This is a genomic window from Candidatus Krumholzibacteriota bacterium, assembly GCA_016932415.1.
Classification (GTDB): Bacteria; Krumholzibacteriota; Krumholzibacteriia; order Krumholzibacteriales; family Krumholzibacteriaceae; genus Krumholzibacterium.
Map to the genome: position 1 here is coordinate 328,501 of JAFGCX010000010.1, position 18,268 is coordinate 346,768.

The window sequence follows — 18,268 nt, forward strand, 5'->3', positions numbered from 1 at the left end:
CTCTTTTTCGGGACATCGAGATCGTGATCAGCTACCCTTTGCCTTCCATTGTTTTGTTGAACGTAATCTAACATATTACCTTATCTTTGTGACAGGTTTTTCTGTGGACTGGCGATGAGGCTGCATGAAGAAGACGGGAAAAATAATCGGCCGCGGAGATAGAAGGAGAGCGGCGGGAAAATATCTCTGCGTCCTGGCCCTCATTTTTCTGTCAGGTCCCGGAAGTACAGGTGCCCGTGCCCAGACTCTGAGGATCGATCTCTCGGAGGTCTCGAGACAGATAGAGATCCGCTACTACATGCAGGAGCATGGGACTCTTCCCCCCGAATATATTCTTCTGAACGGTATAGCCCTGTATCCGAATTTTCTCCAGGGCAGATTTGATCTGAGAAAACGCAAGTTGGAATATGATCCCATGACCAGGACGCTTTTCAGCTATGACGTGCCTGGAGATCATGTTTTTACCGCCAGAGATGATCGCGACGGCCTCTATTTCAGGAGTTCCGAAAGGGATGTCAGGATACCCGGCATGAAGATCACTCCCTCCTCGATCGATGAAAGAGCTGAATCGATAAGGAGAAAGGGCTTCAGGAAAACATGGGTCGACGAGGTCAGGTATAACCTTGAGATAGAAAGGGAGACAAGAAGGGGCGGAGGACTGATCGATCTCAACATCCCGATAAAACTTCCAAAGCAGATAGAATGGCTCATAGGAGACGGAGAAGAGACGAGACTGACAGTCTCGGGAAAGGAAAAGATAACTATAGGCGGAACTTCAAGGTGGTGCGCCAACTGCCCCGTGACCGAGGGAAGGCCTTCGCAACAGAAATTTCCCGATCTTGACATGGAACAGCAACTGTCGGTCAACCTTCAGGGAAACATAGGAGAAAAGATACATGTGAAGATAGATCATTCCAGTATGGGCGGAGGAATGCAATCGACCAACAGGGTCAGCCTTCGATATATCGGGCTGGAAGACGAGATAATCAAATCGATAGATATGGGAGATACTGACCTCACTCTGAGCGGCGCGCAGCTGATCAGTCACTCGGGAGGATCAAGAGGCCTCTTTGGCGTAAAGGTGCAGGCGCAGATCGGGCTGATGGATCTGACAGTAATCGCGAGCAAGGAGGAGGGAGAGAACGCTTCCGGATCGTTCTCGGGTAGCGGGGGACAAAGCAGCGAATTCATGATCGCTGATTATAACTATGTAAAAAGGCAATATTTTTATTTTGAGACGCCAGGCGTGTCTTTCGATACGCCGAATATCGGATTCGTCGGGCATCCGGTCAAGTATTTCCCCGTGTACGGCGGGACGTTCAATGACATGATCGAAGTCTTCATCTCGCTCAAGACGTATGAACTGGACAATTACCAGGGAGGGGCAAAATTCAAACTCAAGGCCTGCGTCGATCCGGAAAACAACGGAATTACCGGTAATGAGCCAGGGGCTTTCGAGGATTGGTACCGTCTCGCTAACGAAGGGGAGGATTATTCCCTTATAAAGTACATCGATTCAGCTTCGGAGTCGAAATATGTGGGGATAAGGCTCAATCAGCCTCTCGATACGGAAAGGTCTCTTGCCGTCCGGTATAAAAGCGATATGGGAACCTCTTCGACCGCTGATGACATATCTATCGGCGATTACGGTATCTATCCCTCAAACCCCGACCAGGTCCTCAGGGCGGAACTGATCTATCCTGTCGAGATGGATGAGGAAGACCTCACAGAGCCTCTTGAAAACAAGTTCCTTCATTCGACCTGGAACATGATGATGAGGAATGTCTATTCTCTTGGCTCGGCCGGTCTTGAGGGAGGAGCTTTGAAGGTCACTATAGAGAATGTCAGGACGATCGTGGGCACGAAGGATATCCAGGAGGAGACGGAACTGAGCTACCTGCGCATTTTCGGTCTCGACCAGGAGAATGTCGAGTCGCAAAGGATCCCGGACGGGTTGATCGACGACAGGAAGGGGATAATCGATTTCAACTACGGTTACGTGATGTTTCCCTGGTACGAGCCTTTCAACCTCAGGAGAGATGACATAGCCTATTTCCTCGGTACAGGCGTAGACGAGATGGGTTACGTGATCCCTGATTATGTATCGGCCGATTCGGTGATGGCGCACCTTGTACTCAATGACGGGATATATTCCGATTATGACAGCAACCCGAAGCACGAGTATAATATCGTCGTCGAGGCGACCAGCGGCAACAGGACTTTCCAGCTGAACGCCTTCGATATAATCGAGGGTTCCGAGGTAGTCTCGGTAGATGGTGAAACGCTGATGAGAGGGAGCGATTATGACATCGATTATATCGGAGGTACGGTGAGTCTCAAGGGAGACCGACTGCTTACGATGTCTCCCGACGCGAAGGTGTCGATCGATTATCAGCACAAGTCCCTTATAGGCGGAGGGAAGAGATCGCTCCTGGGATTCAGTTCGAATATGAACCTTTCGACGAATTCAAGGTTAAACGCTTCCTTTCTGTATAATTCCATCGGATCACCGAAATACAATCCGCGGCTGGGCGATGAACCGACGATGAATATGGCCGGTGACGTAAATGGATCGTTTCAACTCTCACCCGACTGGATGACTTCCGTTGCCAATCTTCTCCCGAGAGTCGATACCGACACGAGGAGTTCACTGAACGTCAACGCTGAAGTCGCCGTGAGCATCCCCAATCCGAACAGGAAGGGAGAGGCGTTCGTCGATGACATGGAAGGCGTGGAGGAATCAAGCCAGCTCAGCCTCATCAGGCGGATGTGGTATGAGGCGAGTCCTCCGGCAGATCCGGATAATCCCGGCGCATTCCTCGAATCTTTTGCCGGGGAGGATGAATTCTACTGGTATAATCCGGTACGCGAATCGACATCTCTCCAGTACAAACTGACGACGAGTAAAAGGGATCTCAATCCGGGGCTGGATACGCGGGAGAACTCCAGCGTATCGTCCCTTTTCATAAAGGCGATCGATCCGCAGCCGGGCGAGTGGTGCGGTATCATGACCGGTATCCCCGGAGGACTCGATATCACGACGGCGCAGTATCTCGAGATATGGGTCAACGATTACAATACTGACCCCGACGAGAGGGCAGGCAGGCTCCATATAGATTTCGGAAGGATCGACGAGGATTTCCACCAGCCGGAACTCGGAGAGGGGGATGACGAGAAAGAGACCGACTGGACGATCGAATATGACACCGGTTTTCCCGCCGATGACCCCGGTCTCGTCTATCCGAAAGCATTCGATGGAAGTACGTGGGATTCCGTAAAAAAGATATACAGGGGTATCAACTCGAGAGTAGGGAACAATTACCATGATACGGAGGACCTGAACCGCAACGGGCGTGTCGATGAGAGAAACGAATACTATTCTCTGGTCCTCGATCTTTCCGATGAAGCTCTTATAGACGTGCAGAGGGATTTCGACAGGGACAAATATTCCAGTTACTGGACAGACTCGGACAAGACGAGGGATGCCGGTGAGAATTACAGGATCAACGAAAAAAAAGCCTGGAGGATGTACCGCCTCGATCTGTCAAAGGTCAAACTTCCGACGGGAGTCGCTCCGAGGCTCGATGCGATCCAGCATTTCAGGATCTGGGTGGAGGACCCGCAGGAACTTCAGGCCCGTATCGAAGTGGACGGATCGATAGATCATCTCGTCGAGATCGCCGAGATGAAATTCATCGGCAACAGGTGGGAATTTGACAACATCAGGGATATCGCCGATGAGACCCGTATAATCCCGACTCCCGATATGCGTGTCAAGGTAGGGACGATAAACAACAAGGACAATCCTTCGATATATTCATCTCCCTACAAGGTGCAGGAGGAGGATGGAATAGACATCAGGGAACAGTCGCTGCTGATCGAGGTGGAGAATTTTGAAAGGGAAAGATCTTTCAGGCTGATGAAACGCTTCTACGGACAGGGAATGGATTTTCAGCAGTACAGGGAGATAGAGTTCTGGATCAGGGGAAACCAGGATCTTACCAGTCATGATGGCGATGTAGTCGATTTCTATCTTCAGTTCGCTTATGACAGCCTCAACTACTATGAAGTAGTCGTACCACTGACCAGTCAGAGGGCTGGCCGGTGGAACGCCGTCCACATAACTCTCAGCGATCTTACCAACATGAAACTCAATCCTTCTGGTGGCGATATCACCGAGATCCTGATACATGACGCCTCCGATCCATCAAAAAGTTATCAGGCTAGATTGAGGGGAGACCCTACCCTGTTCAATGTACGGTTTCTCTATTCGGGATTAAGGAACAGGACAGGTATCATGATCCCGAGCGGAGAGGCATGGTTCAACGATATCGTAGTCGACAATGTGAGAAAAGACATTGACCACGCCGAGAGACTCAGCGTCTCGACAAACTTCGGAGGGATATTCTCTCTGTCAGGCAACTGGCAGCGCACCGGTCCGGAGTTCAGGTCGCTCAACCAGAAGAGGGGAAGCGGGGTGACGACCAACAGCTATTCGCTGAGCGCGAAGACAGAGGTCAATCATATCATCCCGACAGGGGGGTTCCAGCTTCCCGTGTCGCTGAAGTACGGAGCATCGACCTCGAAACCGAAGTATCTCCCGCAGAAAGATGTCGAGATAACCGATGCCGCTGTTCAGGACAGCCTCAGGTCGGTCAACAACAGTGTCAATTTCAGCGTCGCGATGAGCCGCCGGGGATCGAAGAATATTATTATGAAGAATCTCTTTGATAATCTCAAAGCGGGGATGAGCTATTCAAAGAGCGCCAGTTTTTCGCCGACGGCGAAGGATACCTCCTGGACTCTCGCCGGAAACGCCACTTACCAGCTTCAGTTCAGAAAGGACAGGGAATTGAAGCTCTTCAAGGGGATAAAGTGGAGATACTGGCTTACAGATTTTTCGTTCAGGGCGTCAGGGGCGCGGTCTGTCAGGAGAGGGTATTCATATTCGAACAGCGAGTTTGTCAAGCGGCCCGATTTTTATTCATGCCACTGGGATAACGAGATGAGTACCGTCTATCAGCCTTTTGAATCGATCAAATTCAACTACCGGAGGACGGAGAAACGCAATCTCGCCGTTGAAAATATGATGTACGGCGTCGATATAGGGATACTGACCTCGTTTATCCAGACCCTGAACATGAGCTATCAGCCCAAGGGTGGGGTCTTTCTGATCTCCCAGTTCAATCCGAGATTTGAATATAACACAAAATACGAGGAAGACCTGAAACCAGGGATAAGACAGGCGGAAGATCCGGAAGGGACGAGGGATGTCTACGCGACGCGGGGAATCAATGTCGTGTTCGATGTCGATGTCGGCAAATACGCGATGGGATTCGGAAAGATGGTCAAGATTATCGGGCAGGAGGAGGAGATCTCGGCGAGAAAGGTGATGAACCAGAGGGCGTCCCACGAAGAGAGAAAATCCCAGTTCGAGGAGATGCTCAAGAATAAGAAGACAAGTTCGGACAAGGGCGTCGCCGGGGAACAGGTCTCTCTCGACCCGAATCCCGGTTCCACTCAGCCTGTCGATCCGACTGCCGCGGGAGGGCAGACAGCTGAGACTGAAGAGAAAAAAGGAACGTTTGCCGATCTCGGCCTTAAACGTCCGCGCGCCGGGCTGGGGGACAAAAAAGAAGCATCATCGCCGGACAGCATGGCGGTCGACAGCACTTTGACCGCGGACAGTAAAGAACAGGGAAAGAAGGCGGCTGACCCGATGCTTCTGTTCAGGCATCTTCTGCGGTTTCTCGGGCGGGTCGATCCGGTCAAGAGCACTTTCAAGATAGACAGGCGCAGCCAGTTCGAACGCCTTTACGAGAGGGCCGGTATGGGGTATCAGTTCGGATTCGCGTCGAGAAGCGGTACGGAAGGAGCGTTGGGAGGCCCGGACGCCGATCCTCTGAGGGAGAACACTGGCATCACTCTGAATCTCAGGTCGGGATTCGATATCACATCCAACCTCTCGGCCAATCTCAATTTCAATATGTCGAAACGCGAGGATATGTCATATTCAAGGAGATCGGAAGCGCAGGATCTGACATGGCCCGACGTGAACCTCAACTGGAGAGGTCTGCAGGAGTGGGCCATCCTGAGAAGGTATATTGAGAGAAGCGATCTGAATATCAGCTATATAGAGAGGACCTCGAAAAAACTCGGTGAAGAGACGAACGCCTTCCAGATCACTCCGAACTGGAATCTGAGATGGAAAAACAGCCTGACATCGAATTTCTCGGTGGCTTACTCGAAAAAAACCACCATTGACAGGGGTCAGGAACTGTGGGATAAAAGCTGGTCGGCTAATCTTGAACTGAAGTATGATATCAAGGGGACCAAAGGAATCGGAATGCCCCTGCCATTCCTCAATAAAAAGAAACTCAAGTTCGAAAGCGCCCTTACGACGGTCCTCAACGTCAGCTACAGCAGGGCGGAAAGATATAACGTTCCTCCGACTTCGACTCTCTCCATCTATCCGAGATTCACTTATACATTCAGCAGGAACGTGTCGGGAAACCTCGCTCTCGGTTACAAGAGGAGTGCTGGAGGTATCTACGGTTACATCAATCATGAGGTGAGCTTGCATGCCACGGCGGAATTTAAGTTCTAGGAGATTTCCAGGCTTTCAGATGGCAGCTCTTTTTCTCTCTGCCGCGCTGGCGATAAGCGCGTGTGGAAGTAACGATCCTCCCGTGTTCGATGCCGATAACGCTTTTGATCTTCTCGAGCAGCAATGCGGGATTGGGCCCCGGTTTCCCGGAAGCCCGGAGCACAGGATGCTGCAGAGGTACCTGGCATCCAGCCTGGAAAGATACGGAGCGAATCTTTCGCTGCAGCCGTTCGAGGGGATCCTCAGCAGCGGAGATACTCTTCGACTGGTAAATATCATCGGTAACTACAATATGAAATCAGGCAAGAGGATAATGCTTGGAGCCCATTATGATACAAGGCCTGTCGCCGACATGGATCCCGATCCGGCAAACAGGGATATTCCTATAACAGGAGCTAACGATGGGGCCAGCGGAGTCGCCGTTCTTCTTGAAATAGCGAGGCTTCTGGGTGAACACCCTCCTCCCGTCGGAGTCGATATTATACTTTTTGACGGAGAAGATTATGGAGAAGCGGGAAAGGCGGAGGATTTCTGCCTCGGATCGGCATATTTCGCATCCAACACCCGTGGATACATGCCTTTCGCGGCGATCGTGATCGATATGATTGGAGATTCGGATCTTGTAATCAGGCAGGAGGGATTTTCGCGAGCGGCGGCGCCTGACCTGTATGAAGAGATATTCGCGATCGCTGATGAGCTTGGCCTGCGGCAGTTCCGCAGGGAAAAGGGTCAGATGATCATAGACGACCACCTGCCGTTGATACAGGCGGGATTCAGAGCGGTCGACCTGATCGATTTTGATTACGATCACTGGCATACTCTCGAGGACACGCCGGACAAGTGTTCCCGGGAAAGCCTCGACGCTGTGGGAAGGGTCCTTATAGAGTTCATCTGGCGGCAGAAATAGGAAGACATATTAAAATCGCTTTCCAGGTCCGGTACGATTTCACTTGATTTTTAACACTTTTTCAACTAGGTATTAGTGGATGTTGATGGGGCGGATGCCCCATTTATTTTTATATGGCACTTTTTAATGGCTGGAGCCGTAGATGGCAGACAAGGAACATCTGGTTGCGCTTCTCAACAGAGAAATCGATGCTCTCGGTTTTGAACTTGTCAAACTCGACAGGTTTTCCCGGGGCAGAAGAGAGATCCTGCGCATTTTTATAGATGATGCGGAAAACGGAGTCACGATTGACGATTGCGTGAAGGTGACGAAAGCTCTCGGGCTTGTCCTCGATGGAGACGAACTTCTGCCCGGTTCTTATAACCTCGAAGTGTCCACTCCCGGCATGAACCGTCCGCTTACGAAAAGGGAGCATTTTGTGCGGTTCACGGGAAAGTCTGCGAGAGTCGAGTATCTCGGCGGTCAGGGCGAGAAGTCATCTTTGATCGGTGAGATAGAGGGGCTGGAGGATGACTGCCTTCTTCTTTCGAAGGCGGGGATCAGTGAGAAGATAGAATTTGACAGGATCGTCAAGGCAAATCTTCATGGAGAAAAATGGGGGACATCGGCCGAAAAGAAAAATTTAAAAAGCAGAGGAAGAAAATAAAATTATAGAAAACATTTTGACAGCAGGGACAGTCTGGAATAAAATAAACAGTCTTACATCGATTGAGGGGAGTATTTAAGGATGAATTCAGGATTTATCGAGGCGTTTTCGCAGATCATAAGAGTAAAGAGAGTCGACAAGAATACTCTCGTGGAAACAATTAAAGCGAGCCTCGTATCGGCGGCAAGACGCAAGCTTGGCCAGGAGGCTGAGATCGAGGTCCATCTGGACGAGGCCAAGGGACAGCTTGAGATATTCCGTGTTTACAAGGTAGTCGAAGAGGTGGAAGACGAGGCTGTGGAGCTTCTTCTTGAGGACGCGAGACTGATAGATGAAAAAGCCGTGATCGGTTCCGAGGTCCATGAAGAGCTCACGCTCGAGGAATTCGGACGGAACGCGATTCAGACGGCGAAGCAGATACTGACGCAGAAGGTCCGGGAGGCTGAACGCGACAGGATATACGAGGAATACAAGGACAAGATTGGCGTGATCATCTCCGGGACTGTCCGCCAGATAGACAGGGGAAATATACTGCTTAATCTCGGCAGGGCGGAAGCTTACCTTCCGATGCGGGAGCAGATCCGCAAGGAGCGGTACAACCAGGGTGATACGATAAGAGCATGCGTGACCGAGGTCGACAGGGAGACGAGAGGTCCGCAGATAATAGTGTCGAGGGCCGGCAACCAGTTCCTCTTCAAGCTGTTTGAACAGGAAGTGCCCGAGATATTCGATGGTGATGTCGAGATCAAGAGTATAGCCAGGGAACCTGGCGGCCGTTCGAAGATAGCTGTCTATTCGAGAAGCGATAAGGTTGACGCGGTCGGTTCCTGCGTTGGGATGAAGGGTTCGCGCGTACAGGCCGTGGTTAACGAACTTCATGGAGAAAAAATAGATATAGTCAACTGGAGCGAAACGACAAACGAGTTTGTGTCACGGGCTCTTTCCCCGGCGAAAGTATCAGCGCTTCGATTCAACGAGGCTGAAGGTGTCGTACTCGCTATCGTCGAGGATGATCAGCTTTCTCTCGCCATAGGAAAAGATGGCCAGAACGTACGCCTCGCTTCGAAGCTGACAGGCTGGAAGATCAACCTCACGACGGTCAAAGAAGTCGAGAAGAGGGATAAGCTCGAGCAGAGGCTCCAGATGGATATTTCCGAGATGGTCGGAGTCTCGGCGAAGATGGCTCAGAAACTCAAGAGCGTCGGGATCCTGACTGTCCAGAAACTCTACAAGACCACGCTCGAAGAACTGCTTGAAGTCGAGGGAATAGGCAGGAAGACTGCCGAGAGGGTCAAGGTACTTGCTTCGGAGACGATGGAAGAACTCAACAAGGCTCTTGAAGACCTTCTTGAGAAGGAAAAAGAAGCTGAAGAAGAAGAGGCGAGCAAGCCTCTCTTCGACGAGGATTCCCTGGCTCCAGAGGAGGAGAAGAAGGAAGAAGAGCCTGTCATGACGGAGGAAGCTCTTTTTGGAGAGCTTGCCGGCGAAAAAAAGGATAAGACGTCCGATTCAGAAATGGATGAGGATGATCCGGATAGTGAAGAATCCTCGATCGATGAACCGGAAGATGGATCCGATGAAGATTTTGATGACGAACAGGATGATCAGTCCGATGACGACTTCGATGATGAACCGGATGATCAATCCGACGACGGATCGGAAGATGAACCCGAATTTGATGACAGTGAGGCTGCTGACGAAGATATCGACGAAGAAGAGCCTGACGAAGATACTGAGAAATAAATGTTCTGAAGGGAGTTGAATTCATTTGGCAAAGGTCCGTGTATACGAGCTTGCTAGGAAATATGAGATCTCGAGCGAGGCTCTCAGAAAGATACTTGTTAAGGAAGGCATTACTGTCAAGAGCCATATGAGTACTGTCGAAAGCCGGGTAGAGATACTCATTCAGCAGCATTTGAACAGAGTCAAGGATGCAGCTTCCGCTAAAGTAAAGCAAAAGGAAAAAGAAAAGGATAAGGATAAGGATAAGAAAAAGAAAGTCGGAAAACCTGTCATCAGGCCGCCGAGACAGAAAAAATCAAAAAAACCGGTCAAGCGCGTCGAGGCGGATCAGAAAGCAGTACAGGAAAGCGTAAGGCGCACGCTGGCGAAACTGGAAGTCACGAGAAAAACCAAGAGAAGAAGACGCAGGGATGAAGTCGAAGAGATAATGGAAGAAGAGAATGCGATCAAGCTTCCTGAATTCTCCACGGTCGCCGACCTTGCCGAACAACTCGAAGTCGATCCGACCGAGATCATCGGGAAATGCCTGAAACTGGGCCTGATGGTGTCTATCAACCAGAGGCTTGACAGGGAGACGATCGAGATGATCGCCGATGAGTACGGCTTCAGCGTCAAGTTCGCTTCGACGTATGGCCAGGATATTCTCGATGATTATAAGCAGATAAAACCGGAACGCCTCTCGCACAGGCCGCCTGTCGTAACGATAATGGGTCATGTCGATCACGGAAAGACATCACTTCTCGACAATATCAGGCAGAGCAACGTGATCGCCGGTGAAAAGGGAGGTATCACCCAGCATATCGGCGCCTACGCGGTGAAGTTAAACGGAAGGAATATCACCTTTATCGATACGCCCGGTCATAAAGCTTTCACGGCGATGAGATCAAGAGGAGCGAAATCTACAGATATAGTAATAGTCATAGTAGCCGCTGACGATGGAGTGATGCCTCAGACTATCGAGGCGATAAATCACGCCAGGGCCGCCGACGTTCCGATTATTATAGCAATAAACAAGATCGACCTTCCGAACGCCGATCTTGACCGCGTTAAGAACGGGCTTATTCAGCAGAACATAGTCCTTGAGGAGTACGGTGGTAATATCATGTGCGCCGAGATATCGGCGAAAAACGGTATCGGGATAGACAAGCTTCTGGAGATGATACTTCTTCAGGCTGAGATGATGGAACTCAAGGCGGATCCACAGGCGCAGGGAAGAGGTATCGTCATTGAGGCGAAGAAGGAAGAAGGCCGCGGGATAGTAACGACCGTCCTCGTTCAGCAGGGGACTCTGAATATCGGCGATATCTTTATTACGGGCAATTATTTCGGGCGCGTGAGAGCTCTGCTGAATGAACGGGGAGAACAGATCGAGTCTGCTCCTCCATCGACGCCGGCGGTGATCCTCGGATGCACCGGGGTCCCACAGGCGGGAGACGCTTTCATCCAGGTCGATGATGAGAAGACGGCGAGGGAAGTCGCGTCGAGAAGACAGCAGTTCGCCAGGGAGAAGGACCGCCGTACCGTCCACAGGATATCTCTCGAAGAGCTTTATACGCAGATCCAGGAAGGGACTGCCAAGGAACTTAACCTTATAATCAGGGCTGATACGGACGGATCCATAGAAGTCCTCAACGAGAGCCTTTCTTCCCTCAGCACCGGTGAAGTAAAGGTAAACGTGATACACAAGGCTGTCGGGATAATCAGTGAAAGCGATATACTGCTCGCTTCCGCTTCGAACGCGGTAGTCCTGGGATTTCACGTAAACGTCACTCCCGATGCATCGAGGATAGCAAAGGGAGAGAGGGTCGATATAAGGTTCTACGATGTCATATATCAGGCGATCGATGATATCAAGGCTGCGATGTCTGGACTCCTCGATCCCGATATCGTCGAGACTGAACTCGGCATAGCCGAGGTCCGCCAGGTCTTCCGCGTCTCGAAGATCGGTTCTATAGCCGGTTCATACGTGAAGAGCGGGGTAATACAGAGGAACGCGCTTGTAAGGGTCCTGAGAGAGAATGAGATCATCTACAAGGGTTCCATCAACTCTCTGAAGCGATTCAAGGATGACGCCAGAGAAGTACAGGCAGGATTTGAATGTGGTATAGGAGTCAGCGGCTTTGAGGACCTCGTAGAGGGAGACATCCTCGAAGTATACAAGGAAGAGGAGCATTCGAGGACTATCGACTAGAATCGGAGCTCCACCATGTTTGTGGCGTCCCTGACAATCCAGTTCCACTTGCCGGGTTGCACTTCCCTCAAGGAAAAGAGATTTGTACTGAAGAGTCTCAAGGACAGGCTTCGTAACCGATTCAATGTCGCTCTCTGCGAGACCGGCTATCAGGATAAATGGCAGAGGAGCGAGATATCTGTCGTGACAGTCGCCGGTTCAAGAAAAGGCCTCGACAAGAGTATGCAATCGATCATTACCTATATTGAAAAGGAAGAAAGAGCTGTTCTGATCGAGATAGAGAAGGAGATATACTGATAACGGAGTGGATCGATGAATGATAATAAGCATAAGGGCAGGATAGAGGAGACGATTCATCAGCTCGTTGCAGACCTTCTGGTCAGAAGAGTGAAGGATCCGAGGGTCGAGAATGTCTCTATAATCCGGGTGAGCGTCTCGAGGGATTACTCAGTGGCGAAACTCTATTTCAATATCATAGGGGGAAGCGACGATCTCGAGCAGGTCGAAGTGGGACTCAAAAGCGCCAGGGGATATATCAGGAACAGTATCAAAAAGAAGCTCAGGCTCAGGGTGATCCCCGAACTCATCTTTATTTATGATTCGTCCCTGGACAAAGCTATGGCTCTCGAGGAAATAATAGTCAAAATGCACGAGGATGAACCCGGTGATGAGGACGATTCTGCCGAAGAGGAAGACCTGGAAGGGGATACGGATGAATAAAGACCGTTTCGATCCTCAATTTGAAAAAGCAAAAGGACTTGTCGACAGTCACCAAAGGTTTCTCGTGATAGGACATGTCGATCCGGATGGCGATTGTATCGGTTCGATGCTTTCGCTGGCTCTCTTTTTCCGTTCGAGGGGGAAAGAGGTCATATGTTTCGCCCCGGGCGACAGGTCCGAACTCTTTGACAGGCTGCCGGGGGCGGAAATGCTCGGCTCCTGGGAGGATGTCGCGGTTTTCGGACACGACCTTGTAATCACCGTGGACCTGGCCACTATGGAACGTTCAGACGGGTTGCTGACTCCCGATCAGAAGCACCCTGTCATCAACATCGACCATCACCCTTCAAACGAGAGATATGGCGCCATCGATATCGTCGACGAGAATGCGGCGGCGACTACTATCCTTGTCCTTGGATTTCTTCTCGCCATAGACCGGTCCGGCATCACTCCTGAAATAGCGACATGCCTCTATCTCGGGATCCTCATGGATACGGGAGGATTCAGGTTTCATAACACCGATGCCGAAGCGATGCACGCGGCAGGCACTCTGATCGAACTTGGCGCCGATTCATACGGCCTGACGCATGATTTTATCTATACCAAGAAATACTCCACACTGAAACTTCTTGCTCCGGTCCTGGAGACTCTTGAAATACTCGACGGTGGTAAAATAGCTGTAATGAAGATCACGAATGAGATGCTTGAGAAGACCGGGGCCACCTTGAAGGATTCCGAGGGATTCATCGATTACGGTGCCACGATCGACGACGTGGAACTGATAGCCCTTCTCAGGGAGACCGGGCCGGGCAGGACGCGTATAAGCCTTCGATCGCCGGGGGATCATGATGTGGCTTCCCTGGCAAAAAGATACGGAGGCGGCGGTCACAGTAAAGCAGCCGGACTTACCATGGACACCGATATTTTCGAAGCGGAAAAGATGATCGTGAAAGGCCTCAGGAGTCTTCTCTGATTCAGGTAGAGCAAAGGTGCTTTTCGATATTTACACCGGAGAATATGACATGACGGAAAAAATGGAAAACCTTGTCATTCCGGTCAACAAGTCCGCGGGGTTGTCCACGTATGACGTAATAAGACGCTTCAAAAAAACAATAAAGCCCACCAGGGTAGGTCATTCCGGGACTCTTGATCCGGCGGCGACGGGACTTGTCCTTCTGTTGACCGGGGCTGCCACGAAACTTTCCGGTTACCTGATGGATCTGCCCAAAAGTTACGTGGCTGATATAATGCTGGGGATCTCGACAGATACGCAGGACGGGGAGGGAAAGGTGGTCAGGAGCGCGGATGTGGGACATATAACCCCGGACCATATAGAGGATGTGCTGAAACAGTTTATCGGCAGGCGTATGCAGACTCCACCGATGTATTCCGCTCTCAAGCATGAAGGACTTCCCCTGTACGTCTACGCGAGAAGGGGACAGGATGTGGAGCGCCTCCCGAGAGAAGTCGACACGTACGATATAAGTCTGGTCAAGTGTTCGCTGCCGGAATTCACGATCGAGATTCATTGTTCGAGAGGGATGTACGTCAGGACTCTTGCCGAGGAGATAGGAGACGCCCTTTCCGTGCCCGCATATCTTTCAGGACTGGTCCGCACGGGGATCGGACATTTTAATCTCGAATCCTCGATAGCCGATAGTGATTTTGAAAACCTGGAGGGGATGGAAAATCCCGGATATTCACTCTCCGATGCTCTCAGTCATCTTCAATCTGTCACGCTTTCGCGGAAACAGGCAAGGGAACTCGAAGACGGGATCGCGCCATCAGTCACGGGGACTCTGCCTGCCACGGGAACCTGCGTCAGGCTTATCCGTGATGAAGGGTCGCTCGGGGCTATCGCCGAAGTCGGTCCGGCGGGGATCATCATCCTCAGGAAGGTATTTCCTTCAGGCGCGATAAGCAGGTTTCGGGATGCCGGGTGAAAGCCATGACTGAAGTAATAAGATCCGATGATCTCCTCGATCTGAATATTGTTGATTCAACGGTGACTGTCGGTGTCTTTGACGGCGTGCATGTCGGCCATCGAAAGGTGATCAGCAGCCTTCTCGAAACGACGGAAAAGTCGACCGGGCGCAAATCAATACTTTTGACCTTCGATCCTCATCCATTGAGCGTGACCCACCCCGATCGCAATCCACAGCTCCTGACGACGATCGATGAGAAGATATCACTTCTGAAAAAGCTCGGGATCGATATCATCGTGATCGAAAGGTTCGACGAGAAGCTCTCTGCCATCGATTACAGGGAATTCATTTCGAACAGGCTTATCGGCAGGCTGGGAATGAGGCACCTGGTGATAGGGTATGATTTTCACCTGGGGAGAAACCGCACGGGTGACCACGAACATCTCTGCCGGGAAGGCAGGGAATCTGGATTTGCAGTTACGGTCGTGCCTCCGGTCATAATAGACTCTGAAGCAGTCTCGAGCACGAGGATCAGGGATGATGTCAGGGAAAAAAGACTTCGGGAAGCGGCGCGGCTTCTTACCAGGCATTATTTCTTCGATGCCGATGTAGTCCATGGAGAAGGTATAGGTAGGAAGCTCGATTTCCCGACTGCCAACGCCGTGATCACTCACCGGGAGAAGCTTGTGCCTCCTGCCGGAGTATATGCCGTCAGGATAGAGGTGGAAAAGAATATCTTTGATGGAATGATGAATATAGGTTCCGCTCCTACTATCCGCAGCGATGGCGACGAAAAGATCGAGGTGCATCTTTTCGATTTTTCGGGAGATCTTTACGGCCGCAGGCTGAGGATACATCTTCTCGAATATCTCCGGGATGAAAAGAACTTCGCCAGTTGCGGCGAGCTTCAGGCACAACTTTTGCGGGACAGGGAAAAAGTCCGCAAGATTCTTGAAAAGAGTATTGACTTTATCGATAAGTAGTGTATGTTTATGAATTACGTACTAACTGGCAGGCAGTTATCAGGCGGATCGGGCATCCTGCCCTTTCTGCTGCCATCGTGTTTTCAACACGGATATTGAAGGAGGTAGTTACGATGGCACTGCAAAAGAACGAGAAAAAAGAGGTAATCAGCAAATTCAGGCTTCACGATCTGGATTCGGGTTCTCCCGAAGTTCAGATCGCGCTTCTTACCGAACGCATCAACATTCTTACTGATCATTTCAAGGTCCATAAGAAAGATTTTGCTTCCAGGCGAGGGTTGCTGAAAATGGTTGGCCGACGCCGTAAGCTTCTTGATTACCTGAAGAAGAACAGGATCGAAAAATATCGCAGCCTTATTAAGGAACTTAATCTCCGCAAGTAACCTTTTGCCCCTCTAAGCGATGCAACAAGGGGTCAGAGGGTAGCTATGTTCAATAAAAGCTGCAATTGGAGGAATGAGAGGAAGAGGATATGATCAAGAAAAAGATGGACCTTGATGGTCGAGAGTATATTGTCGAGACAGGGAGGATGGCGCGCCAGGCTGACGGTTCGGTGCTTATAACCGAGCAGGGAACTACAGTGCTTATCACAGCCGTCGCCTCAAAGGGAGCTGAAAGCGACAGGGGGTTTTTCCCTCTCTTCGTTGAATACAGGGAGAAGTTCTATGCGGCAGGGAAGATCCCCGGAGGATTCTTCAAACGCGAGGGACGCCCCAGCGAAAGCGAGACTCTCAGCTGCCGGCTTATCGACAGACCGATCAGGCCGCTTTTTCCCGAAGGGTTCAATTATGAAGTCCAGGTAGCGGCGACAGTCCTCAGCAGCGATCAGCAGCATCAGGCCGATGTCCTCGGTATCACTGGAGCTTCTCTCGCGCTGAACCTGTCCGATATTCCGTTTGAAGGAATCATAAGCGGAGTCCGCGTGGGAATGAAAGAGGACGGGTTTATTCTTAATCCTACCTTCGAGCAGATGCAGGACGGCGGATTCGAGCTTGTGATAGCCGGATCAGATGACGCGATAATCATGGTGGAAGGCGGAGCGGATGAGGCATCCGAAGAGAAGATAATGGAAGCTCTCGACTTCGGGCATGAGAAGATCAGGGAGCTGAACGCCTTTCAAAGGGAATTTCTCGCTGAATGCGAGATTCCGGAAAAAAGGAGCTTTACGCCAAAGGAGATCGATGAATCTCTCAAGACCAGGCTGGTCGAAGAATATACAGGCGAAGTAGACCGCAGATGCAGGTTGAAAGGAAAGCATGTCAGGGGAAACGCTCTTGCCGCCCTTACCGACGAAGCGATTCTGAAATATGAAGATGAATTTCCTGAATCATCGGGAGATATATCAGCGATAATGCACGAGATAGAACGCACTGTCGTAAGAAAGATGATACTTGACGAGAAGGTCAGGACTGACGGCAGGAAGTATGACGAGATAAGAGATATTACCTGCGAAGTAAGCGTCCTTCCGAGAACTCACGGAAGCGCTCTTTTCACAAGGGGAGAGACGCAGAGTCTCGTAGTGACCACCCTTGGGACATCCCAGGATGAACAGAGGATCGACGCTCTGGATGGAGAGTCGTGGAAAAAATACATGCTTCATTACAATTTTCCCCCTTACAGCGTAGGCGAAGTAGGATTTTTCAGAGGAGCCGGGCGCAGGGAGATCGGTCATGGCGCTCTGGCCGAGCGGGCTATAAGACCTGTCCTTCCCAAGGAAGACATATTCCCATATACGATCAGGGTCGTCTCCGACATCATGGAATCGAACGGTTCAAGTTCAATGGCCTCGGTCTGCGGAGGATCCCTTTCGTTGATGGATGCCGGAGTACCCGTCATCGGTCCGGTAGCGGGCGTGGCGATGGGAATGATACTCGAAGGTGAAAAATACGCGATCCTTACCGATATTCTCGGTCTTGAGGATCACCTGGGAGATATGGACTTCAAGGTGACAGGGACTTCAAAGGGAATAACCGGCTTCCAGATGGATGTAAAGATCATGGGGATATCCCGCGATGTGATGAAGGAAGCGATCGGACAGGCCCGCAAGGCGAGATTGAAGATACTGGATATCATGGCTGAAGTGATGCCGGAGCCGCGCGAGGAAATATCCCCGTTTGCCCCGAAGATCGTCCAGATCAAGATTCCGGTCGACAAGATAAGGGAGATCATCGGCCCGGGGGGCAAGATGATCAGGCATATCCAGGACACGACTGGTGCCAAGATAGATATCGATGATGATGGTACAGTCGCAATCGCCGCGGTAGACCAGGCTTCGGGAGACAAGGCTCTTGAGATGATCAATCTTATTACCGCCGAACCGGAACTGGACAAGATATATAAAGGCACGGTAAAGAGCATCGTCACCTTCGGCGCTTTCGTTGAGATACTTCCCGGTAAGGATGGACTTCTGCATATATCAGAGATCGATAACAAGAGGATCAATAATGTGGAAGACGTACTTAAACTCGGGCAGGAGCTTGAAGTTAAAGTCATCGGTATAGACAGGGAAGGGAAGATACGGCTGAGCCGTAAGGTCCTTCTTTAAA

General features: G+C 50.8%; 12 protein-coding genes. All 12 read left to right on the plus strand.

From position 1 onward, the window contains the following. Positions 1-124: 124 nt before the first annotated feature. Positions 125-6,607, plus strand: a complete 6,483-nt coding sequence (locus JW814_04255) for a hypothetical protein (GenBank protein MBN2070651.1) — start codon at positions 125-127, stop codon at positions 6,605-6,607. A 19-nt stretch (positions 6,608-6,626) separates the two neighbouring features. Then, the gene (locus tag JW814_04260; GenBank protein MBN2070652.1) at positions 6,627-7,514 is read left to right on the plus strand and encodes a M28 family peptidase; all 888 of its coding nucleotides are present in this window, start codon (positions 6,627-6,629) and stop codon (positions 7,512-7,514) included. A 142-nt stretch (positions 7,515-7,656) separates the two neighbouring features. Next, entirely contained in the window at positions 7,657-8,160 is a 504-nt protein-coding gene (locus tag JW814_04265; protein ID MBN2070653.1) for a ribosome maturation factor RimP, read from the plus strand. A gap of 81 nt (positions 8,161-8,241) precedes the next feature. Continuing rightward, positions 8,242-9,903 (plus strand): transcription termination/antitermination protein NusA, encoded by a 1,662-nt coding sequence (gene nusA, locus JW814_04270; protein ID MBN2070654.1) that lies wholly within the window; start codon positions 8,242-8,244, stop codon positions 9,901-9,903. A 25-nt stretch (positions 9,904-9,928) separates the two neighbouring features. Then, positions 9,929-12,094: a translation initiation factor IF-2 gene (infB, locus tag JW814_04275; GenBank protein ID MBN2070655.1), complete on the plus strand. Its 2,166-nt coding sequence runs from the start codon at positions 9,929-9,931 to the stop codon at positions 12,092-12,094. A 15-nt stretch (positions 12,095-12,109) separates the two neighbouring features. Then, entirely contained in the window at positions 12,110-12,391 is a 282-nt protein-coding gene (locus tag JW814_04280; GenBank protein ID MBN2070656.1) for a DUF503 domain-containing protein, read from the plus strand. A 15-nt stretch (positions 12,392-12,406) separates the two neighbouring features. Continuing rightward, positions 12,407-12,814, plus strand: coding sequence for a 30S ribosome-binding factor RbfA (gene rbfA / locus JW814_04285; GenBank protein MBN2070657.1), 408 nt, complete (start codon positions 12,407-12,409; stop codon positions 12,812-12,814). After that, on the plus strand, positions 12,807-13,787 hold the full coding sequence (locus JW814_04290; protein ID MBN2070658.1) for a bifunctional oligoribonuclease/PAP phosphatase NrnA: 981 nt from the start codon (positions 12,807-12,809) through the stop codon (positions 13,785-13,787). Before rbfA ends, JW814_04290 begins: the two co-directional genes overlap by 8 nt. Before the next feature lie 16 nt (positions 13,788-13,803). Further along, positions 13,804-14,757 (plus strand): tRNA pseudouridine(55) synthase TruB, encoded by a 954-nt coding sequence (gene truB, locus JW814_04295; protein ID MBN2070659.1) that lies wholly within the window; start codon positions 13,804-13,806, stop codon positions 14,755-14,757. Between the two features lie 5 nt (positions 14,758-14,762). Next, a complete protein-coding gene (locus JW814_04300; GenBank protein MBN2070660.1) occupies positions 14,763-15,722 on the plus strand; it encodes a bifunctional riboflavin kinase/FAD synthetase in 960 nt (319 codons plus the stop codon). A gap of 113 nt (positions 15,723-15,835) precedes the next feature. Then, positions 15,836-16,105, plus strand: coding sequence for a 30S ribosomal protein S15 (gene rpsO / locus JW814_04305; protein ID MBN2070661.1), 270 nt, complete (start codon positions 15,836-15,838; stop codon positions 16,103-16,105). Between the two features lie 89 nt (positions 16,106-16,194). Next, positions 16,195-18,267 carry a polyribonucleotide nucleotidyltransferase gene (gene pnp, locus JW814_04310; GenBank protein ID MBN2070662.1) on the plus strand — a complete coding sequence of 691 codons (2,073 nt, stop codon included), beginning with the start codon at positions 16,195-16,197 and terminating at the stop codon, positions 18,265-18,267. Position 18,268: the final 1 nt, after the last annotated feature.

Excerpts from the sequence above, each read along its gene's own strand:
- rpsO (MBN2070661.1), top strand. The coding sequence starts at position 15,836 with ATGGCACTGCAAAAGAACGAGAAAAAAGAGGTAATCAGCAAATTCAGG.
- JW814_04290 (MBN2070658.1), top strand. The coding sequence starts at position 12,807 with ATGAATAAAGACCGTTTCGATCCTCAATTTGAAAAAGCAAAAGGACTT.
- pnp (MBN2070662.1), top strand. The coding sequence starts at position 16,195 with ATGATCAAGAAAAAGATGGACCTTGATGGTCGAGAGTATATTGTCGAG.
- JW814_04255 (MBN2070651.1), top strand. The coding sequence starts at position 125 with ATGAAGAAGACGGGAAAAATAATCGGCCGCGGAGATAGAAGGAGAGCG.
- JW814_04280 (MBN2070656.1), top strand. The coding sequence starts at position 12,110 with ATGTTTGTGGCGTCCCTGACAATCCAGTTCCACTTGCCGGGTTGCACT.
- JW814_04265 (MBN2070653.1), top strand. The coding sequence starts at position 7,657 with ATGGCAGACAAGGAACATCTGGTTGCGCTTCTCAACAGAGAAATCGAT.
- nusA (MBN2070654.1), top strand. The coding sequence starts at position 8,242 with ATGAATTCAGGATTTATCGAGGCGTTTTCGCAGATCATAAGAGTAAAG.
- JW814_04260 (MBN2070652.1), top strand. The coding sequence starts at position 6,627 with ATGGCAGCTCTTTTTCTCTCTGCCGCGCTGGCGATAAGCGCGTGTGGA.
- JW814_04300 (MBN2070660.1), top strand. The coding sequence starts at position 14,763 with ATGACTGAAGTAATAAGATCCGATGATCTCCTCGATCTGAATATTGTT.
- rbfA (MBN2070657.1), top strand. The coding sequence starts at position 12,407 with ATGAATGATAATAAGCATAAGGGCAGGATAGAGGAGACGATTCATCAG.